At 71.1% G+C, this 19,252-nt stretch carries 18 protein-coding genes; 6 read left to right on the top strand and 12 right to left on the bottom strand.

Annotation, left to right across the window (positions count from 1 at the left end; translation table 11 throughout):
• Positions 1-190: 190 nt before the first annotated feature.
• Complete coding sequence (gene fabI / locus K7B10_RS30120) at positions 191-961, bottom strand: enoyl-ACP reductase FabI (protein WP_229340852.1); 771 nt, start codon at positions 959-961, stop codon at positions 191-193.
• 5 nt (positions 962-966) lie between these two features.
• Positions 967-1,686 carry a 3-oxoacyl-[acyl-carrier-protein] reductase gene (fabG, locus tag K7B10_RS30115; protein ID WP_030300576.1) on the bottom strand — a complete coding sequence of 240 codons (720 nt, stop codon included), beginning with the start codon at positions 1,684-1,686 and terminating at the stop codon, positions 967-969.
• A 185-nt stretch (positions 1,687-1,871) separates the two neighbouring features.
• Between fabG and K7B10_RS30110 the strand changes: the two genes are divergently transcribed.
• From K7B10_RS30110 to tyrS, 3 genes are read left to right on the top strand one after another with little or no spacing between them, the layout of a single operon-like run.
• Positions 1,872-3,395 (top strand): TldD/PmbA family protein, encoded by a 1,524-nt coding sequence (locus K7B10_RS30110; protein WP_229340850.1) that lies wholly within the window; start codon positions 1,872-1,874, stop codon positions 3,393-3,395.
• The gene (locus K7B10_RS30105) at positions 3,392-4,780 is read left to right on the top strand and encodes a metallopeptidase TldD-related protein (protein WP_229340848.1); all 1,389 of its coding nucleotides are present in this window, start codon (positions 3,392-3,394) and stop codon (positions 4,778-4,780) included. Before K7B10_RS30110 ends, K7B10_RS30105 begins: the two co-directional genes overlap by 4 nt.
• A gap of 57 nt (positions 4,781-4,837) precedes the next feature.
• A complete protein-coding gene (gene tyrS, locus K7B10_RS30100; RefSeq protein WP_229340846.1) occupies positions 4,838-6,103 on the top strand; it encodes a tyrosine--tRNA ligase in 1,266 nt (421 codons plus the stop codon).
• 81 nt (positions 6,104-6,184) lie between these two features.
• Here tyrS and K7B10_RS30095 read toward each other — a convergent pair whose 3' ends face one another.
• A complete protein-coding gene (locus tag K7B10_RS30095) occupies positions 6,185-6,463 on the bottom strand; it encodes a GlsB/YeaQ/YmgE family stress response membrane protein (protein WP_229340844.1) in 279 nt (92 codons plus the stop codon).
• 234 nt (positions 6,464-6,697) lie between these two features.
• Here K7B10_RS30095 and K7B10_RS30090 point away from each other — a divergent pair, with 234 nt between their 5' ends.
• The gene (locus tag K7B10_RS30090) at positions 6,698-6,976 is read left to right on the top strand and encodes a DUF3099 domain-containing protein (protein ID WP_229345513.1); all 279 of its coding nucleotides are present in this window, start codon (positions 6,698-6,700) and stop codon (positions 6,974-6,976) included.
• A 146-nt stretch (positions 6,977-7,122) separates the two neighbouring features.
• Positions 7,123-7,389, top strand: a complete 267-nt coding sequence (locus tag K7B10_RS30085) for a hypothetical protein (protein WP_229340842.1) — start codon at positions 7,123-7,125, stop codon at positions 7,387-7,389.
• A gap of 29 nt (positions 7,390-7,418) precedes the next feature.
• On the opposite strand, the gene moaA is transcribed toward K7B10_RS30085, so the two are convergent.
• The 3 genes from moaA to K7B10_RS30070 all read right to left on the bottom strand — a co-directional run bounded on the left by moaA (position 7,419) and on the right by K7B10_RS30070 (position 10,606).
• Positions 7,419-8,408, bottom strand: a complete 990-nt coding sequence (gene moaA / locus K7B10_RS30080) for a GTP 3',8-cyclase MoaA (protein WP_229340840.1) — start codon at positions 8,406-8,408, stop codon at positions 7,419-7,421.
• 195 nt (positions 8,409-8,603) lie between these two features.
• A complete protein-coding gene (locus K7B10_RS30075) occupies positions 8,604-10,244 on the bottom strand; it encodes a monocarboxylic acid transporter (RefSeq protein ID WP_229340838.1) in 1,641 nt (546 codons plus the stop codon).
• Complete coding sequence (locus tag K7B10_RS30070) at positions 10,241-10,606, bottom strand: DUF485 domain-containing protein (protein ID WP_030859109.1); 366 nt, start codon at positions 10,604-10,606, stop codon at positions 10,241-10,243. The genes K7B10_RS30075 and K7B10_RS30070 overlap by 4 nt, the downstream gene beginning before the upstream one ends.
• A 274-nt stretch (positions 10,607-10,880) precedes the next feature.
• Between K7B10_RS30070 and K7B10_RS30065 the strand changes: the two genes are divergently transcribed.
• Positions 10,881-12,422: a S8 family peptidase gene (locus tag K7B10_RS30065; protein WP_229340836.1), complete on the top strand. Its 1,542-nt coding sequence runs from the start codon at positions 10,881-10,883 to the stop codon at positions 12,420-12,422.
• Between the two features lie 138 nt (positions 12,423-12,560).
• On the opposite strand, the gene K7B10_RS30060 is transcribed toward K7B10_RS30065, so the two are convergent.
• The 6 genes from K7B10_RS30060 to K7B10_RS30035 form a co-directional block, all read right to left on the bottom strand.
• Positions 12,561-13,604: a zinc-dependent alcohol dehydrogenase family protein gene (locus K7B10_RS30060; RefSeq protein WP_229340835.1), complete on the bottom strand. Its 1,044-nt coding sequence runs from the start codon at positions 13,602-13,604 to the stop codon at positions 12,561-12,563.
• 28 nt (positions 13,605-13,632) lie between these two features.
• Entirely contained in the window at positions 13,633-14,328 is a 696-nt protein-coding gene (locus K7B10_RS30055; protein WP_229340833.1) for a lysoplasmalogenase, read from the bottom strand.
• Positions 14,325-15,275 (bottom strand): sterol desaturase family protein, encoded by a 951-nt coding sequence (locus tag K7B10_RS30050; protein WP_229340831.1) that lies wholly within the window; start codon positions 15,273-15,275, stop codon positions 14,325-14,327. The genes K7B10_RS30055 and K7B10_RS30050 overlap by 4 nt, the downstream gene beginning before the upstream one ends.
• Positions 15,276-15,837: 562 nt before the next feature.
• Entirely contained in the window at positions 15,838-17,055 is a 1,218-nt protein-coding gene (locus K7B10_RS30045) for an amidohydrolase family protein (protein ID WP_229340829.1), read from the bottom strand.
• Positions 17,055-18,347 (bottom strand): amidohydrolase family protein, encoded by a 1,293-nt coding sequence (locus K7B10_RS30040; RefSeq protein WP_229340827.1) that lies wholly within the window; start codon positions 18,345-18,347, stop codon positions 17,055-17,057. The genes K7B10_RS30045 and K7B10_RS30040 overlap by 1 nt, the downstream gene beginning before the upstream one ends.
• A gap of 19 nt (positions 18,348-18,366) precedes the next feature.
• A complete protein-coding gene (locus K7B10_RS30035) occupies positions 18,367-19,251 on the bottom strand; it encodes an SDR family NAD(P)-dependent oxidoreductase (RefSeq protein ID WP_229340825.1) in 885 nt (294 codons plus the stop codon).
• Position 19,252 lies beyond the last annotated feature (1 nt).

The raw sequence follows: 19,252 nt of genomic DNA, 5'->3' as shown, positions 1-19,252 counted from the left end.
AGGCATCTGTCCTGGTTTTCGACTCGGGAAGATCCGGTCGGAGGGCGAAAATCTGATCGAGCGCCCCGCCGGAATCCCCGCCCCCACCGGCGGATACGCCGACGGCCGCGCCTCCCGGAAGGGAGACGCGGCCGCCGCCGTACGGACGTACGCGTACCTATGGGTACTGCCGGTACCGCCGATGCCTGAGTCAGGCACCCATCGCGTGCAGGCCGCCGTCCACGTGGACGATCTCGCCGGTGGTCTTCGGGAACCAGTCCGACAGCAGGGCCACGACGGCCTTGCCCGTCGGCTCCGGGTCGCTCATGTCCCACTCCAGCATCGAGCGGGAGTTCCAGACGTCGGCGAGGTCCGAGAAGCCCGGGATGGACTTCGCGGCCATCGAGCCGAGCGGGCCGGCGGAGACCAGGTTGCAGCGGATGTTCTCCTTGCCCAGGTCACGGGCGAGGTAGCGGCTGGTGGCCTCCAGCGCGGCCTTGGCCGGGCCCATCCAGTCGTACTGCGGCCAGGCGAACTGCGCGTCGAAGGTGAGGCCGACGACGGCCGCGCCCTCCGCCGGGAACAGCGGCTTGCAGGCCATGGTCAGCGACTTCAGCGAGAACGCCGAGACGTGCATGGCGGTGGCCACCGACTCGAACGGCGTGTTCAGGAAGTTGCCGCCGAGGGCGTCCTGCGGCGCGAAACCGATCGAGTGCAGGACTCCGTCGAGGCCGCCGAGCTCCTCGCGGACGAGGCCCTCCAGGCGGGCCAGGTGCTCGTCGTTGGTGACGTCGAGCTCGATCACCTTGACCGGCTTCGGCAGCTTCTTGGCGATGCGCTCGGTCAGCGTCGGACGCGGCCACGCGGTGAGGATGACCTCGGCGCCCTGCTCCTGGGCCAGCTTGGCGGCGTGGAAGGCGATGGACGACTCCATCAGCACCCCGGTGATGAGGATGCGCTTGCCGTCGAGAATTCCGCTCATGGTGATCAGTGACCCATGCCCAATCCGCCGTCAACGGGAATGACGGCTCCTGTGATGTACGCGGCGTCGTCGGACGCCAGGAAGCTCACGGCTGCCGCGATCTCCTCGGGCTGCGCGTAGCGGCCCAGCGGTACCTGGCCGACGATGCCCGCGCGCTGCTCGTCGGTGAGCACCTTCGTCATGTCGGTGTCCACGAAACCGGGGGCCACGACATTGAAGGTGATGTTGCGCGAGCCGAGCTCACGGGCGAGGGAGCGGGCGAAGCCGACCAGCGCCGCCTTGGAGGCGGCGTAGTTGGCCTGGCCCGCCGAGCCCAGCAGCCCGACGACCGAGGAGATCAGGACGACGCGGCCCTTCTTGGCACGCAGCATGCCACGGTTCGCACGCTTGACCACCCGGAAGGTGCCGGTGAGGTTGGTGTCGACGACGGACGCGAAGTCCTCCTCGGACATGCGCATGAGCAGCGTGTCCTTGGTGATGCCGGCGTTGGCCACCAGCACCTCGACCGCGCCGTGCGCGTCCTCGATCTCCTTGTAGGCCTGCTCCACCTGCTCGGAGTCGGTGATGTCGCAGCGGACCGCCAGGACGCCGAGCGCGGTGAGCTCCTGCGGCGGCTCACCCGACCGGTACGTGATCGCGACCTTGTCGCCGGCCTGCGCGAAGGCTCGGGCGATGGCGAGGCCGATGCCCCGGTTTCCTCCGGTGACGAGAACCGAGCGGCTCAACGGATCACCCTTTCGACTAGCTGTCTGAGTACCAAAAACCTATAGGCCAGGTCCCCCGAGCGGAGAATCGATCTCCCACAGGGCCTCGGTACGGGCTCTGTCGAGTCCCTACAGAAAGATGTAGGCACAAGAGCCTCGAGCGCGACATGATCGAGGCGACCGGCCCCGACCCCGGGAGGACCACCGTGCCCCATTCCATCGACGCGGCCTTCACCGCGCTGCCCCTGCGGGCGCTCGCCGACGCGGCGCTCGCCCGGGCCCGCGCGCTCGGCTGCGACCATGCCGACTTCCGGCTCGAACGGATCCGGAGCGCCGCCTGGCGGCTCCGGGACGCCAAGCCCTCGGGCAGTTCCGACACCACCGACCTCGGGTACGCGGTCCGGGTGGTGCACGGGGGCAGCTGGGGGTTCGCCTCCGGTGTGGACCTGACCATGGACGGCGCCGCCAAGGTGGCCTCGCAGGCCGTGGCCATGGCGAAGCTGTCCGCGCAGGTCATCAAGGCCGCCGGGTCGAACGAGCGGGTGGAGCTCGCCGACGAGCCGGTGCACGCCGACAAGACGTGGATCTCCGCGTACGACGTCGACCCGTTCGAGGTGCCGGACGCGCAGAAGGCGGCCCTGCTCGCCGACTGGAGCGCGCGGCTGCTGGCCGCCGACGGGGTGGCGCACGTCGACGCCTCGCTGCTCGCCGTCCACGAGAACAAGTTCTACGCCGACACCGCCGGCACCATGACCACGCAGCAGCGCGTACGGATCCACCCGCAGCTCACCGCGGTGGCCGTGGACGCCACCACCGGCGAGTTCGACTCGATGCGCACCATCGCCCCGCCGGCCGGGCGCGGCTGGGAGTACCTGACCGGCACCGGCTGGGACTGGGACTCCGAGCTGGAGCAGATCCCCGTACTGCTCGCCGAGAAGATGCGGGCGCCGAGCGTCGAGGCCGGTCGCTACGACCTGGTCGTGGACCCGTCCAACCTGTGGCTCACCATCCACGAGTCCATCGGGCACGCCACCGAACTCGACCGGGCGCTGGGTTACGAGGCGGCGTACGCGGGGACCTCCTTCGCCACCTTCGACCAGCTGGGCAAGCTCAAGTACGGCTCCCCCATCATGAACGTGACCGGTGACCGCACCGCCGAGCACGGGCTCGCCACCGTCGGCTTCGACGACGAGGGCGTCCAGGCGCAGAGCTGGGACCTGGTCAAGGACGGCACCCTGGTCGGCTACCAGCTGGACCGGCGGATCGCGAAACTCACCGACCTGGGCCGCTCCAACGGCTGCGCCTTCGCCGACTCCCCCGGACACGTGCCGGTCCAGCGGATGGCGAACGTCTCGCTCCAGCCGGATCCGGGCGGGCTGTCCACCGAGGACCTGATCGGCGGGGTGGAGCGCGGCATCTACGTGGTCGGCGACCGCTCCTGGTCGATCGACATGCAGCGCTACAACTTCCAGTTCACCGGGCAGCGGTTCTTCCGGATCGAGAACGGCAGGCTGGCCGGGCAACTGCGCGACGTCGCCTACCAGGCCACGACCACAGACTTCTGGGGCTCGATGGAGAAGGTCGGCGGCCCGCAGACGTACGTCCTCGGCGGCGCCTTCAACTGCGGCAAGGCCCAGCCGGGCCAGGTCGCGGCCGTCTCGCACGGCTGCCCGTCCGCGCTGTTCCGCGACGTGAACATCCTGAACACCACGCAGGAGGCCGGCCGATGAGCCGTACGAAGCCCCACGAGATCGTCGAGCGCGCGCTGGAGCTGTCCACCGCCGACGGCTGCGTCGTCATCGCCGACGAGCAGTCGACGGCCAACCTGCGCTGGGCGGGCAACGCGCTCACCACCAACGGCGTCACCCGGGGCCGGACCCTGACGGTCATCGCCACCGTCGACGGCAAGGAGGGCACGGCCTCGGGGGTCGTGTCGCGCTCCGCCGTGACCGCCGAGGACCTGGAGCCGCTGGTCCGCGCCGCCGAAGCCGCGGCCCGCGGGGCCGGCCCCGCGGAGGACGCCCAGCCGCCGGTCACCGGGACCCCGGCCTCGCCGGACTTCACCGAAGCGCCGGCCGAGACCTCCTCGGCGGTGTTCGCGGACTTCGCCCCGGCCCTCGGCGAGGCCTTCGCCCGGGCCCGCGCGGGCGGCCGGGAGCTGTACGGCTTCGCCAACCACGAGCTGGTCTCCACGTACGTCGGCACCTCGACCGGTCTGCGGCTGCGCCACGACCAGCCGAACGGCACCCTGGAGCTCAACGCCAAGTCCCCCGACCGGCAGCGCTCGGCCTGGGCCGGCCGCTCCACCCGGGACTTCAAGGACGTGGACCCGACCGTGCTGGACGCCGAGCTGGCCGTACGGCTGGGCTGGGCGGAGCGGAAGATCGACCTGCCCGCCGGCCGGTACGAGACCCTGCTGCCGCCGACCGCGGTGGCCGACCTCCTGATCTACCAGATGTGGTCCGCGGCGGCCCGGGACGCGGTGGAGGGCCGCACGGTCTTCTCCAAGCCCGGGGGCGGCACGCGGCTCGGCGAGAAGCTGTCCCGGCTGCCGCTGACCCTGCGCAGCGATCCGAACGCGCCGGGCCTGGAGTCCGCGCCGTTCGTGATCGCGCACAGCTCGGGCGACGACGCCTCCGTCTTCGACAACGGCCTGCCGGTCCCGGCCACCGAGTGGATCCGCGACGGCGAGCTGGCCCGGCTGACCACGACCCGGCACAGCGCGGCCATGACCGGGATGCCGGTCGCGCCGGGCTTCGGGAACCTGATCCTGGACGGCGGCGGCGACCGCTCGCTGGAGGAGATGGTGGCCTCCACCGAGCGGGGTCTGCTGCTGACCTGCCTCTGGTACATCCGCGAGGTCGACCCGGCGACGCTGCTGCTCACGGGCCTGACCCGGGACGGCGTCTACCTGGTGGAGAACGGCCGGGTCGTGGGCGAGGTGAACAACTTCCGGTTCAACGAATCGCCGGTGGACCTGCTGTCGCGGGCCACGGAGGCGGGCCGGACCGAGAAGACCCTGCCGCGCGAGTGGAGCGACTGGTTCACCCGGGCCGCGATGCCCGCGCTGCGCATCCCGGACTTCAACATGAGCTCGGTCAGCAAGGGCGTCTGATCCACCTAGACTGAATCCTCGGCGCGACGCAGAACCATTCGAAGGAGTCGAGAAACCGTGACGGACATCGTCGACGAGTTGAAGTGGCGCGGGCTGTTCGCCCAGTCCACCGACGAAGAAGCGCTCCGCAAGGCGTTCGCGGACGGTCCGGTCACCTTCTATTGCGGCTTCGACCCGACGGCGGCCTCCCTGCACGTGGGACACCTCGTGCAGGTGCTGACCGTACGCCGGCTCCAGCAGGCCGGGCACCGGCCGCTGGCGCTGGTCGGCGGGGCCACCGGTCAGATCGGCGACCCCCGGCCGACCGCCGAGCGGACGCTGAACGACCCGGAGACGATCGCGAACTGGGTGGCCCGGCTGCGCACCCAGATCGAGCCGTTCCTGTCGTTCGAGGGCGAGAACGCGGCGCTCATGGTGAACAACCTGGACTGGACGGCGGGCATGTCCGCCATCGAGTTCCTGCGGGACATCGGCAAGCACTTCCGCGTCAACAAGATGCTGACGAAGGACTCGGTCGCCAAGCGGCTCGACTCCGACCAGGGCATCAGCTACACCGAGTTCAGCTACCAGCTGCTCCAGGGCATGGACTTCCTGGAGCTGTACCGGCGCTACGGCTGCGTGCTGCAGCAGGGCGGCTCCGACCAGTGGGGCAACCTGACGGCCGGGCTCGACCTGATCCACCGGGTCGAGCCGGGCGCGGTCGTGCACGCGCTGGCGACCCCGCTGATGGTCAAGGCGGACGGCACCAAGTTCGGCAAGTCCGAGAGCGGGGCCGTGTGGCTCGACCCGGAGATGACCACCCCGTACGCGTTCTACCAGTTCTGGCTGAACGTGGACGACCGGGACATCTCCACCTACATGCGGATCCTGTCCTTCAAGTCCCGCGAAGAGCTGGAGGAGCTGGAGGCGCAGACCGCCGAGCGGCCGCAGGCGCGCGCCGCCCAGCGGGCACTGGCGGAGGAGCTGACCACGCTGGTGCACGGCGCCGACCAGTGCGCGGCCGTGATCGCCGCGTCGAAGGCGCTGTTCGGCCAGGGCGAGCTGGCGGACCTGGACGAGGCCACGCTGGCCGCGGCCCTGTCCGAGCTGCCGCACGCCCGGGTCGCCGAGCTCGGTCTGGTGGTGGACCTGCTCGCGGAGACCGGGCTGGTGGCGAGCAAGTCGGCCGGCCGCCGGACCGTGAAGGAGGGCGGCGCCTACGTGAACAACGCGAAGGTCACCGCCGAGGACGCGGTCCCCGCCCGGGAGGAGCTGCTGCACGGGCGCTGGCTGGTGCTGCGGCGCGGCAAGAAGAACCTGGCGGCGGTCGAGGTCACGGGCTGACGCCCGGGGCCTGACGCCCGAACGCGGCGGAGGGGCCGGCCCGGACACCACGTCCGGGCCGGCCCCTCCGCCGTGCCGCCCTCAGGTCATCTGCTTGCTGCCACCCTTGAGCGACTTGTAGACCATCTCACCGAGAGCGACGATCAGCACCGCTCCGGCGAGTTGCAGCAGGTGCCGGGTCCAGTCGATGCCCTTGGTCTCCCCGACGCCGATCCACACCGCGACGGCGTTGCCGAGGACGCCGCCGACGATGCCGAACAGGGTGGTCAGCCAGAGGGGCTGATGCTGCTTGCCGGGCAGGACGGCCCGGGCGATGAGGCCCAGCACGAAACCGACGATGATCGCCCACAACCATGACATGTCGAGCCTCCTCGTGGCGCGTTGTGCGCATGTGGGCCCAGTTTCAACCCGTACGGCGTACTGCGCATTTCGGACAGCCCCATTCGGGGGACACCCCCTCTCCTCGCCACCGGGCGGGCGGCGTACGGTGGGAGGGGTCCGGACCGGGGAGTGTCCGGCAGGCGGATCGGGCGGTGGAGCGTGGAGCGGAAGAAGCGGAACGGGGCCGAGGTCTTCCGGATCACCGGAGCCCGGATGGGCCTCGACGAGGACGTGCGGGGACGGCAGCGCCGGTACGTCATCTCGATGATGATCAGGACGCTCTCCGTGCTGGCGACGGTGATCCTGTGGAACGTGGAACGTCCCGTGGCGATCGTGACGCTCGTCGCGGGCGCGCTGCTGCCGTACGTGGCCGTGGTCATCGCCAACGCGGGGCGCGAGTCGACCCCCTCGCTGCCCTCGCACTTCATCCCGTCGCCTGTGCGCCCCGCACTGGACGCGGGAAACCTCAAGAAAAGCTCAGATCAATCATGAAGTTCCGGTGCACCGCAGCGGGTCCCGCGTGACATACTGCCTACGCGCTCCGCATCCCCCGTCGGAGCGACGGACCGACGCCGGGCAGCTCCCCCCGTGGCTGCTCGGCGTCGCCTTTCCGTGACAGGGGTTTGTAGGGTTGAGGCGTGAACTCCCCTGACTCCCCCGGCTCCGCCCGTTCCACCGAACCCGCGGACGCGCCCACCTGTTCGGCCAAGGGCTGCCGCGAAGCGGCCGTCTGGGTCCTGGCGTGGAACAACCCGAAGCTGCACACGCCGGAGCGCCGCAAGACCTGGCTCGCCTGCGAGGAGCACCGGGAGCACCTCTCACAGTTCCTGGGGGTGCGCGGGTTCCTCAAGGACGTCGTGAAGCTCGACGAGTGGGTCCGGCCGGAGGGCTCGGAGCGGGCCTAGGAGGCGTCGCTCCGGCCGGGCCGGGGCCCTCAGCCGCCGATCGCGGACATCGGGCGGTCGGGCTGCAGGAAGGACGGGTCGTCGAGCCCGGACCCGGCCTTCTTGCCCCACATCGCCACCTTCCACAGGCGGGCGATCTCCTCGTCGGGAGCCCCGGAGCGCAGCGCGGCCCTCAGGTCCGACTCCTCGGTGGCGAAGAGGCACGTACGGACCTGGCCGTCGGCCGTGAGCCGCGTACGGTCGCAGGCCCCGCAGAACGGGCGGGTGACCGAGGCGATGACGCCGACGGTGGCGGAGCCGCCGTCGACCACCCAGCGCTCGGCCGGGGCGGAGCCGCGCTCGTCGGCGCCTTCCTCGGTGAGGGTGAAGCGGGTGCGCAGCGAGGCGAGGATGTCACCGGCCGTGATCATGCCCTCGCGCTTCCAGCCGTGCTGGGCGTCGAGCGGCATCTGCTCGATGAAGCGGAGCTCGTACTCGTTCTCCACGGCCCAGGCGAGCAGGTCGGGGGCCTCGTCCTCGTTCAGGCCCGGCATCAGGACGGCGTTGACCTTGACGGGGGTCAGACCGGCCTCGCGGGCCGCGGCCATGCCGTCGATGACGTCGCGGTGGCGGTCACGGCGGGTGAGGGTCTTGAAGACCTCGGGTCGCAGAGTGTCCAGCGAAACGTTTACCCGGTCCAGCCCGGCGGCCTTGAGCGCCTGTGCGGTGCGCTTGAGGCCGATGCCGTTGGTGGTCAGGGACATCTGGGGGCGCGGCTCCAGGGCGGCGCACTGCTCGACGATCCCGACCAGGCCGGGGCGGAGCAGCGGTTCGCCGCCGGTGAAGCGGACCTCGGTGATCCCGAGGTGCGTGACGGCGATGCGGATCAGCCGGACGATCTCCTCGTCGGTCAGCAGATCCGACTTCCCCAGCCACTGCAGGCCTTCCTCGGGCATGCAGTACGTACAGCGCAGATTGCACCGGTCGGTGAGCGAGACGCGCAGGTCAGTGGCCACGCGGCCGTAGGTGTCCAGAAGCATTTCGGGCCCCCTCCCTGTCCGGTCCATAGAGACGTTCGCGCCGGTCCGGATAAAGGCCCGGCGCCGTATTCGAGCCTACGCGACGACCGTGGCGCGTAGGGATGCCCGAATGAACGAGACGCGGCGTGGCCGCGTCGTAGAGAAGTACGACGCGGCCACGTTGCGTGCTCGGCCCATCTCACGATGAGCACGGTGTCAGTGCGCGCCCGTCCCCGTGAGGGAGCGGACCTCGAGTTCCGCGAACTTCTGGGGGTCCGCCTTCTCCTTCGACAGGACGGTGCCCAGCCAGCCGAGCAGGAAGCCGAGCGGGATCGAGACGATGCCGGGGTTCTCCAGCGGGAACCAGTGGAAGTCGACCCCCTTGAACATCGAGGTCTTGTCGTTGCCGGAGACGACCGGCGAGAACAGCACCAGGACCACCGACGAGATCAGACCGCCGTAGATCGACCAGAGCGCGCCCCGGGTGGTGAAGCGCTTCCAGAAGAGGCTGTAGAGGATGGTCGGCAGGTTCGCCGACGCCGCGACGGCGAAGGCGAGGGCGACCAGGCCGGCGATGTTGATGTCCCGGGCGAGTGCTCCGAGGACGATGGCGACGGCGCCGATGACGACGGTGGACCAGCGGGCCGCCCGTACCTCTTCCTTCTCGGTGGCCTCGCCCTTGCGGATCACGTTGACGTAGATGTCGTGCGCGAAGGAGGACGAGGAGGCGAGGGTGAGACCCGCGACCACGGCGAGGATCGTCGCGAAGGCCACCGCGGAGATCACTGCGAGCAGGATCGCGCCGCCGGTGGAGTCGGCGCCGCCGCCGACGGCCTGGGCGAGGAGCGGGGCGGCGGTGTTGCCGGACGGGTTGGAGTCGGTGATCTCCTTGGGGCTGAGCAGGGCGGCGGCGCCGAAGCCGAGGGCGATCGTCATCAGGTAGAAGACGCCGATGATGCCGATGGCCCAGTTCACCGACTTACGGGCGGCCTTGGCGGTGGGCACGGTGTAGAAGCGGATCAGGATGTGCGGCAGGCCGGCGGTGCCGAGGACCAGGGCGAGGCCCAGGGAGATGAAGTCCAGCTTCGAGGTCCCGGTGATGCCGTACTTGAGTCCGGGCTCCAGGAAGGACGAGCCCTTGCCGCTGTTCTCGGCGGCCTTGCCCAGCAGGTCGGAGACGTTGAAGTTGAACTTCCACATCACCAGGAAGGTGATGAGCAGCGCGCCCGCGATCAGGAGGACGGCCTTGACCATCTGGACCCAGGTGGTGCCCTTCATGCCGCCGATGGTGACGTAGAGGATCATCAGTACGCCGACCAGCGCGACGATCGCGACCTGGCCGCCGTCGCTGGTGATCCCGAGGAGCAGGGAGACCAGCACGCCGGCGCCGGCCATCTGGGCCAGCAGGTAGAAGATCGAGACCACGATGGTGGAGGTGCCGGCGGCGGTACGGACGGGCCGCTGGCGCATCCGGAAGGCGAGGACGTCGCCCATGGTGTAGCGGCCCGAGTTGCGCAGCGGCTCGGCGACCAGCAGCAGGGCCACCAGCCAGGCGACGAGGAAGCCGATGGAGTACAGGAAGCCGTCGTAGCCCTTGAGGGCGATGACGCCGGCGATGCCGAGGAAGGACGCGGCGGACATGTAGTCGCCGGAGATGGCCAGGCCGTTCTGGAACCCGGTGAACTGGCGGCCGCCCGCGTAGAAGTCCGCGGCGTCCTTGGTCTGACGGCCGGCCCAGATCGTGATGACGAGGGTGGCGACGACGAACAGCCCGAACAGGGTCATGATCAGCGGCCGGTGCTCGCCGGCTCCGGCGGCGGTGGTCGTCGCGAGGTCGAGGCGGAGGGTGTGGCTCATTCGCCTGCCTCCATCCGCGCCTTGATCGCCGCGGCCTTGGGGTCGAGGTTCGCGGCGGCGTGCCGGGAGTACAGCCAGGCGATGAGGAACGTCGTCGCGAACTGGGCGAGGCCGAAGACGAGGGCGACGTTGATGTTGCCGAAGAGCTTGGTCCCCATGAAGCCGCCGGCGTAGTTGGACAGCAGGACGTAGAGCAGGTACCAGGCGATGAAGGCCACGGTGAGCGGGAAGGCGAAGGACCGGTAGGAACTGCGCAGTTCGGCGAATTCGGCGCTCTGCTGGACGGCCGAGAACTCTTCGGCCGTGGGGCTCGCCGCGGGCGTTCCCGCGCTGCCGTGCGGCGGCGCTGCTTCGGTGGTCACGGGGGGCTCTCCTTGTGACGCGGGTGCGGTGGGGACGACGGACAAAACAACCTCCGTGTGGGGGGACGGTGGCGCTGATCCCCCCTTGTCAACGGCACGTACGGCGCGTCGGGACGGTTCAACACCCGTTGATTCTTCGGATGATTCTTCGGAATCGGATTTCGTCGAACTGATGGCGGAAAGTCGAGCGTCGGCACTAGGTTCGGTTGTCATGAACCCGCCGTCGGCGCGAACCCGCGCGGACGGCTTCTTTCACGGATGATGTGGAGAACCCATGGCTCATCTGGGACCCGGCCGCCGGCGTATCGCCGTTCCGGTCGGCCTGGCGCTCACGGCCTCGCTCGCCTTCCTGCCCTCGGTCGCGGCCTCCGCCGCCCCGCTGGGCAACACGGCGGGTACGGCGGCCGCGGCGAAGCCCGACACCACCGGCCCCAAGCTCTCGTACGTCGCGAACCTGACCACGTACGCCTCCGTCAAGGCCGCGAAGAAGGCAGTCGAGCGGGCCGGTGGAACGGTGGTGACGTCCTATGAGCAGATCGGGGTCGTCGTCGCACACTCCCAGAACCCGGACTTCGCCAAGCAGCTGCGCGCGCAGCGCGGCCTGTTCGTGTCGGTCGGCGCCACCCGGACGGCCCCCCTCCAGACGGTGGCGACCACCGAGGAGGGCACGACGCAGAGGCTCAGCGCGGCGGACGCCGCCAAGGCCGCGGCGTCCGCCACGGACGGTCAGGAGCCGCTGGAGCCCAACCAGTGGGACCTGCGGGCGATCAGGGCCGATCAGGCGCACAAGATCAACGATGGCAGCCGGAACGTCACCGTGGGCGTCATCGACACCGGTGTCGACGACACCCACCCGGACCTCGCCCCGAACTTCTCCAAGGGCCAGTCGGCCAACTGTGTCGGCGGTGTCGCGGACACCACCGACGGCGCGTGGCGCCCGTACCCCGACGGCAGCGACCACGGCACGCACGTGGCCGGGACCATCGCCGCCGCGCGCAACGGCATCGGCGTCGCGGGCGTCGCGCCGGGCGTGCAGGTCGCCGCGATCAAGGTGAGCGAGCCGGGTACCAGCCTGTTCTTCACCGAGGCGGTCGTCTGCGGCTTCATGTTCGCCGCCGAGAAGGGGATCGAGGTGACCAACAACAGCTACTACGTCGACCCCTGGCTCTACAACTGCAAGGCGGACGACGACCAGAAGGCGCTGGTGGAGGCGCTCGGCCGGGCTACCAAGTACGCCGAGCGCAAGGGCGTGCTCAGCGTGGCCTCGGCGGGCAACTCGAACCACGACCTGGCGTCGAACGCCATCCTCGACGACACGAGCCCGGACGACGGCACCCCGGTCCCGCGCACGATCGACCCGCACGTCTGCCTGGACATCCCCACCCAGCTCCCGGGCGTGGTCACGGTGAGCGCCACCGGCGACAAGGGCTTCAAGGCGTACTACTCCAGCTTCGGGCTGGGCGTGGTCGACGTCGCCGCCCCCGGCGGCGACAAGTGGCAGGTCCCGGCCACCCCGGACGCCAACGGCCGCGTGCTGTCGACCGTCCCGGGCGGCGGCTACGGCTACAAGCAGGGCACCTCGATGGCCGGACCGCACGTGGCGGGCGTGGCGGCGCTGCTGAAGAGCGCGCACCCGAAGGCCACGCCCTCGCAGCTCCAGGCCATGCTCAAGGCCCAGGCCACGAAGGCGGCCTGCCCGGAGAAGGTCTACGACGCGACGGGCGCGCTGGTCGACGCCACGACGTGCCAGAGCAAGTGGGGCCAGACCGGGTACTACGGCTACGGCGTGGTGGACGCGCTGAAGGCCGTGAAGTAGCCGAAGCCCCGTGAAGTGGCCGAAGGCCGTGACGCGGCCCAAGGCCGTGAAGCAGCTGAAGGCCGTGAAGCAGCGGCCTGAACGGCAGGGGCCGGCCCGGGGACTCCCCGGGCCGGCCCCTGCTCCCGTCGCGGGCCGTCAGGGCTTGATGAGCACCTTCAGCGCGCTGCGGTCGTCCATCGCGCGGTAGCCGTCCGGGACCTCGTCCAGGGACACGGCCCGGTCGAAGACGGGCGCCGGGTCGATCGCGCCGCTCAGCACGTCCTCCAGCAGCTCCGGGATGTACGCGCGCACGGGCGCGACGCCGCCGCGCAGGGTGATGTTGCGGTCGAACATCACACCGAGGTCGAGGCCGGTGCCGCTGCCGTGCGGGACGCCGACGTAGCCGATGGCCCCGCCGTCGCGGGTGATGTTGACGGCGGTGCGCATGGACTGCTCGGTGCCGACGGCCTCGATGACCGCGTGGGCACCCTGGCCGCCGGTGAGCTCACGGACGGCGGCCTCGGCGGCCTCCCCGCGCTCGGCGACGATGTCGGTGGCCCCGAAGAGCTTGGCGATGTCCGTACGGGCGGTGTGGCGGCCCAGAGCGATGATCCGCTCGGCGCCGAGGCGCTTGGCGGCGAGGACCCCGCACAGGCCGACTGCGCCGTCGCCGACGACGGCCACGGTGGAGCCCTTGCGGACGCCGGCGCCGAGCGCGGCGTGGTGCCCGGTGCCCATGACGTCGGAGAGGGCCAGCAGTCCGGTCAGCAGCCGGTCGTCGGAGACGGCCGCGCCGGGCAGCTTGACGAGGGTGCCGTCGGCGTGCGGGACGCGGACGGCCTCGCCCTGGCCGCCGTCGAAGCCGACCGAGCCCCAGAAGCCGCCGTGCACGCAGGAGGTGTACAGGCCCTCGGAGCAGTAGTCGCAGGTGCCGTCGGACCACATGAAGGGGGCGACGACGAGGTCGCCGGCCTTCAGGCCGGACACGGCCGAGCCGGTCTCCTCGACGATGCCGAGGAACTCGTGGCCGATGCGCTGGCCGGGCTGGCGCTCGGCCTCGCCGCGGTAGGCCCACAGGTCGCTGCCGCAGATGCAGGCACGCAGGACGCGGACGACGGCGTCCTCGGGGCGCTGGATCGCAGCGTCGGGCACCTCCTCCACGCGGATGTCGTGCGGGGCGTGGATGACGGTGGCGCGCATGGGTGTGCAGCCCTCCGGATCAGTTGGTTCAGTCTTGTATGACCGTCCTACCGTACGCCTGCGCGGGAGCGGAGAGCGCGCCGGTGGCGAGCAGGTACTGCGCGGCGGCGTAGGTGGCCATGATCCAGAAGTCGGGGCGCGGGGGCTGGGGCCAGTCCGCGACCCCGGTGGCGATCAGGGTGTCGGAGAGCAGGAACAGCGCCCCTCCGAGACCGGCGCGCAGGCCGAGGGCGCTGGAGCGGTAGGCCATGGCGGTGAGCAGCAGGCTGTACCCGGCGACCGGGATCCGCAGATCGGCCGGCAGGTCCGACCAGAGCAGGGCGACGGTCCCGACGAGCGCGAGGGCGTACGCGCCCCCGAGCGCGGGATGCGTCTTCCCGCGGCCGAAGAGCACGAGGTAGCAGACGTGCCCGGCGGCGAAGGAGCCCATGCCGACGAGGAAGGCGGGGTCGGCGTCGAAGAGCAGGGCCAGGTCCCCGCCCCACCCGAAGAGCAGGGCCGCGATCAGCGGGCGGGGAGCCTTGCGCGTGATCACGTACGCGACGAGCAGCGGCATCAGCAGCGGCTTGGCGAGGACGTGCCCGAGGTGCCAGCCGGCCAGCAGCGAGCCGAGGTCGACGGCGGTGGCGACGGCGAAGGCGCCGAGCAGGACGCGACCGGCGCCCCGCGCCCGCGCGGGCGCGGGGCGCGCCCAGGAGGGCGTACGGGAGTCGGTGTCGCTCACGCGGCGTGCTCCGAGGCCTTCGCGGGGGCGGCGGACTCGGCGGAGGCCGGGGCCGTGGACTCGGCGGCCGGGGCCGCGGCGGACTCGGCGGCCGGGGCCGCGTCGGCGGCGGCCGGGGCGGCGGGCTGCCAGCCGGGGCCGCCAAAGACGCGTCCGGCGCGCTCGCGCCAGCTGCCGGCGGCGCGGACGTCGCGGGCGATGGCGGCGTACTCGTGGGTGGCGACGCGCAGGGGGTTGTAGGTGTTGATGTTCTTGGTGAGCCCGTAGACGGGCTTGTCGGTCTCGCCCACCCAGGAGCCGAACATCCGGTCCCAGACGATCAGGATCCCGCCGAAGTTGCGGTCCAGGTAACCGCCCTGGGAGGCGTGGTGGACGCGGTGGTGGGAGGGGGTGTTGAAGACGTACTCGTAGGGTCGCGGGAGCTTCCCGATGCGCTCGGTGTGGACCCAGAACTGGTAGAGGAGGTTGATCCCGTAGCAGAACGGGATCGCGGCCGGGTGCACGCCGACGGCGACCATCGGCAGGTAGAACCACCAGGTGGTGGCGCTGGTCCAGGGCTGGCGCAGGGCGGTGGTGAGGTTGAAGTTCCGGCTGCTGTGGTGGACGACGTGGCAGGCCCACAGGATGCGGATGACGTGGTGGAGCCGGTGCTGCCAGTAGTAGAGGAAGTCCTGGACCAGCAGCATCAGCAGGACGGTCCACCACAGGAACGGCACGCGCAGCGGGGTCAGTTCGTAGACCGCCGTGAAGACCGCGACGACCGGGAGCTTCCAGAGCAGGTCGAAGCCGATGCTGCCGAGGCCCATGGCGACGCTCGTCGCCGCGTCCTTGGTGTCGTAGCCGGCGGCGTCCTCGTCGGGATGGAGCCGGTAGCTCACCACCTCGATGACGGTGAGCAGCACGAAGGCAGGTATGGACCACAGCACGACATCGGGCAGGTTCGGCATGCCCGCACCATAGAGCGGGTTCGGAGGCACCGCTAGGGGTTGTTACCGATCGGTATCCATCGGGGTTACCGGCGGTTCACGCGATGATCTCCGGGCCGGGGGAAGGGTGGGGGACGACGGGTTTCGAGACGGTTCTCTCACGCGTGCCGGGCACGGCGGCGAGGGCACTGGTGAAGCCCCTGCCGACCCGGTCCCCCGGGGCGGGCCCGACTCCCGACCCGGCCCGCCCCACCACGCTCCGGCGCCGCCCGGTGGCCTGACGACCCTGCCGGGCTTCGGGGCCCGAACGGACGTGGAACTGATCCGGCGGACGGGCGAGCTGGCCCTGGCGGTGACCAGGCTGGCGGACCACTCGGACGGGGCGGCCTACGCGTTCGTTACGGCATCTCAGCCGTATCCGCCTGGAGGGTGATCACGCCGTTCCCCGGGAGATCCGGAGCCACCCCGACCTGGAGAAGCTGTTCGGGGCAGCGCCCGGATCGTGGGGTCCGAACTGTTCGGCCCGGGGCGGCTCAGGCTCAGCGGCACCTGAGCCGCCCCGGCGGCGGCCGGGATCCCGGGGCTACCAGACGCGGACCGAGCCGCCTCGGGCGAAGGCCGGGCTGGTGGCTTCCGGGGGGACCTCCTTCAGGGGCTCGGCCATTTCCGAGACCAGGGGGCCGTGTTCGGCGGCGATCGGGTCCAGCACGGCCAGGTCGAAGCCGTAGACGCGGGCCGCGTTGCCGCCGGCCATCGCCGCCACCTCGTCCCTCGGGAGGCCCGCGTAGGCGATGCGGAGGCCTTCGCGGGAGAACGGGGTGGTGCCCTCGTCGTGGGGGTAGTCGCTGCCCCACATGATCTTGTCGAGGCCGATCCGTTCCCGCAGCGGGACCTCGTGGGGGCGCATGAAGCTGGCCCCCACGAAGCAGTTGTCCCGCCAGACCTCGCTCGGGCCCTTGCCCATCGCCTCCGCCAGGCCCGCCCCGAATTTCGACTCGGCCGTGGCCGACGCCGCGACCAGACGGCCGTGGTAGTAGTCCAGCATCTCCACCACCCCCGGGATCCAGCCCGAGCCCTGCTCCGTCAGGACCAGCTTCAGGCCGGGGTGGCGGCGGAACGCCCCGCCGAAGATGAGGTGCCACAGGGCCCGGTGCGAGAACCAGGTCGTCTCCACCATGAAGACCGCCCGCGCGGCCGGCTCGTCGCCGAGCGGCGGCGACGCGGAGCCGCCGTGGTGGTTGACCGGGACGTCCAGCTCGTCGCACACCGCCCAGATCGGGTCGTACGCGGCCGAGTACAGCTCGGGGACCGACGAGCCGGGCGGGACGCCGGGCAGCAGGATGCCTCCCGTCAGGCCGGCTTCGCGCGTGCGGCGGATCTCCTTGACCGCCGCGTCCACGTCGTTGAGCAGGATCTGCGCCACGCCCGCCCGCCGCCCCGGCGCGTCCGCGCAGAAGTCCGCCAGCCAGCGGTTGTGCGCCTGGAGCCCCGCCCAGCGCATCGTGTACTCCGCGGCCGTGGGCGGCTGCGCCATCAGCGAGGCCTTGGGGAAGAACGGCGGGATCGTGTTCGGGAAGACCACCTCCGCCACGATGCCGTCCGCCTCCAGTTCGGCGAGCCTGCGCGCCGAGTTCCAGTTGCGGTCCGCCGTGTCCGCGAGGAGGTCCTCGTACGGGTTCACGTACGACGCGGCCCAGGCGTCGAACTCCTCGTGGTACCGCTTCTCCAGGTACGGCTTGTAGTCCAACAGGTCCGCGCCCGCGTGGCAGTCCGCCGAGATGACCGTGTACCGGTCCGACATCAGTTCACCCCCAGGACCGGGAAGTCCCCGCCCGTCAGCCAGTGGCGGCCCGTCTCCCGCGAGCGGGCCCACGAGGCCTCCACCGACGCCTGGTCTGCCGGCTGGCCCAGCTCCGCCGGGGTCGGGCCGATCCGCCGGGCGATGGGGACCAGCTCCGCGGTGTCGAAGCCGAAGACGTCCGCCGCCGCCAGCCCCAGCATCCGGCGGGTCTCGCCGACCGGGATGTCGTGGAAGGTGTTCTTCAGCCAGTTCCGGGTGTTCGGCCAGGTCCCCTCGGGGTGCGGGAAGTCCGAGCCCCACAGGATGTTGTCCACGCCGATCTCGTACCGCTGGGCCAGCTCGCGCCGCTTGGTGTTCGTCGCGCAGATGAACACCTGGCGGTCCAGGTACTCGCTCGGCGGGCGCTTCAGCTCCTCGAACGGGGACAGCTTCTTGCCGCCGTGCGCGCCGAGGTAGAGCCGGTCCATGAACCACAGCTGGTTCGGCAGCCACCAGCAGCCCGACTCGGCGACGCCGAACCGCAGCCCCGGGTGCCGCTCGAAGACCCCGGACCAGAGCAGGAACCACAGCGGGCGGGCCGGCCACCACGTGACCTCGGAGACGAAGATGCCCAGGTGGTCGCCGTACTCGTGGCGCGGCGAGGACCCCGAGTGGGTGACGATCGGCATCCGCGTCTCGGCGGCGGCCGCCCACACCGGGTCGTAGCGGCGGTCGTGGTACGGCGCCTTGTCCACCCACATCGCGGGGATCATCAGCGCGCCGAGCCCTGACTCCTTGGCCCGGTACACCTCGGCGACGACCTTCGACGGTTCGCCCGTGACGGGCAGCAGGGCGACCCCGCAGTGCCGCGCGGGGGTCTCGGAGACGAACTCCGCCAGCCAGCGGTTGTGCGCCTGCGCGCCCGCCATGCCGAGCTCGGGGTCCTGGTCGCCGGAGAGCCCGAGGCCCACCCCGAAGGGGGCGGCGGTCTGGCTGTCCACGGCGTCGGCGTCGGGGAAGACGACCTCGGCGGCGACCCCGTCGCCGTCGAGCTCCTTCAGGCGCTGCCCCGTGTCCCAGCCGCCCCGCAGGCCTTCCTCGTGATCGTGGAACCACTTCTCGGCGAAGGCCTCGTTGCGGACGCCCAGCTTCGTGGCCTCGGCGCGGCGGGCGTCGCGCTGGCCCAGGAACTCGTCGAACTGCGGGTGGAAGCGGGAGTCGAGGTACGGACGGTACTGCTCGGTGGGCAGTCCCGCGTGACAGTCGGAGGAGATGATCAGGTACGGGTCTTCGTACGCGCTGCTGTCGGTCAACGGTCGCTCCTCAGGCGAGTCAGTCGAGGATGAAGCTCTCCAGGTAGGCGGGGTCGGCGCGGTCGAGCATCGACTGCGACCGGGCGCGGATCTGCCGGTCGCTGTGCTCGCTCGCCGGGAGCATCCAGAAGCGGCCGGCGCGGATGCCGTCGACGACGTGCTCGGCGACCTCCTCGACCGGGGTGAACTCCACCTCGTGGCCGGCCTGCTTCATGGCGGCCTCGTACTGGTCGAGACTGCGGTACGGGGTCTTGCGCGGCCGCTGCTTCGCGTACCGCTCCGGCCGGTTGCGGTGTGACTCCCACAGCCCGGTGCGCAGCATGTGCGGTCCGGGGAAGAGGACGGAGGCTCCGACGGGCGCGCGTTCCGCCTTGAGGTGGGCGTACAGCGATTCGGTCATGGTGACCACGGCCGCCTTGGTCACGGCGTAGACGGAGGCGGTGGGCAGCGGGGCGATGCCGCCGTCGCCGGAGGAGGTGTTGACGACGTGGCCGGGGCCGCCGCCCGCGATCATGCGAGGGACGAAGGCCTGGATGCCGTGGAAGACGCCCCAGACGTTGACGGAGAAGGCCCATTTCCAGTCGTTGGGCTCGTGCTCCCACATCCGGCCCTCGGCGCCGGAGCCGACGCCCGCGTTGTTGCAGAGCACGTGCACGGCGCCGAAGGTCTCGTACGCGGCGTCGGCGAGCGCGACGACGGAGTCGCGGTCGCTGACGTCGACGAGCCGGGCCAGCACCCGGGCGCCGTCGGCGGTCAGCTCGCCGGCGGCCTTGCGCAGGGCCCCCTCCTCCACGTCGGCGAGGACGACGTTCAGCCCCTCGGCCGCGAAACGGCGGGCCATCGCGAGCCCGATGCCGCCGGCCGCGCCGGTGACGACGGCCACCTGTCCGGGTTCGAGCCGCATG

The sequence above is a fragment of the Streptomyces flavotricini genome (assembly GCF_020639365.1).
Lineage (GTDB): Bacteria > Actinomycetota > Actinomycetes > Streptomycetales > Streptomycetaceae > Streptomyces > Streptomyces flavotricini.
Note: the sequence above shows the minus strand (reverse complement) of the source record. Positions and strands in the feature narration are given on the sequence as shown.

What these genes read in the sequence shown, in the direction of transcription:
- K7B10_RS30065 (WP_229340836.1), top strand. Translation starts at nt 10,881, where the DNA reads ATGGCTCATCTGGGACCCGGCCGCCGGCGTATCGCCGTTCCGGTCGGC.
- K7B10_RS30090 (WP_229345513.1), top strand. Translation starts at nt 6,698, where the DNA reads ATGGGCCTCGACGAGGACGTGCGGGGACGGCAGCGCCGGTACGTCATC.
- K7B10_RS30050 (WP_229340831.1), bottom strand. Translation starts at nt 15,275, where the DNA reads ATGCCGAACCTGCCCGATGTCGTGCTGTGGTCCATACCTGCCTTCGTG.
- K7B10_RS30105 (WP_229340848.1), top strand. Translation starts at nt 3,392, where the DNA reads ATGAGCCGTACGAAGCCCCACGAGATCGTCGAGCGCGCGCTGGAGCTG.
- fabI (WP_229340852.1), bottom strand. Translation starts at nt 961, where the DNA reads ATGAGCGGAATTCTCGACGGCAAGCGCATCCTCATCACCGGGGTGCTG.
- K7B10_RS30060 (WP_229340835.1), bottom strand. Translation starts at nt 13,604, where the DNA reads ATGCGCGCCACCGTCATCCACGCCCCGCACGACATCCGCGTGGAGGAG.
- K7B10_RS30095 (WP_229340844.1), bottom strand. Translation starts at nt 6,463, where the DNA reads ATGTCATGGTTGTGGGCGATCATCGTCGGTTTCGTGCTGGGCCTCATC.
- K7B10_RS30035 (WP_229340825.1), bottom strand. Translation starts at nt 19,251, where the DNA reads ATGCGGCTCGAACCCGGACAGGTGGCCGTCGTCACCGGCGCGGCCGGC.
- K7B10_RS30045 (WP_229340829.1), bottom strand. Translation starts at nt 17,055, where the DNA reads ATGTCGGACCGGTACACGGTCATCTCGGCGGACTGCCACGCGGGCGCG.
- moaA (WP_229340840.1), bottom strand. Translation starts at nt 8,408, where the DNA reads ATGCTTCTGGACACCTACGGCCGCGTGGCCACTGACCTGCGCGTCTCG.
- K7B10_RS30075 (WP_229340838.1), bottom strand. Translation starts at nt 10,244, where the DNA reads ATGAGCCACACCCTCCGCCTCGACCTCGCGACGACCACCGCCGCCGGA.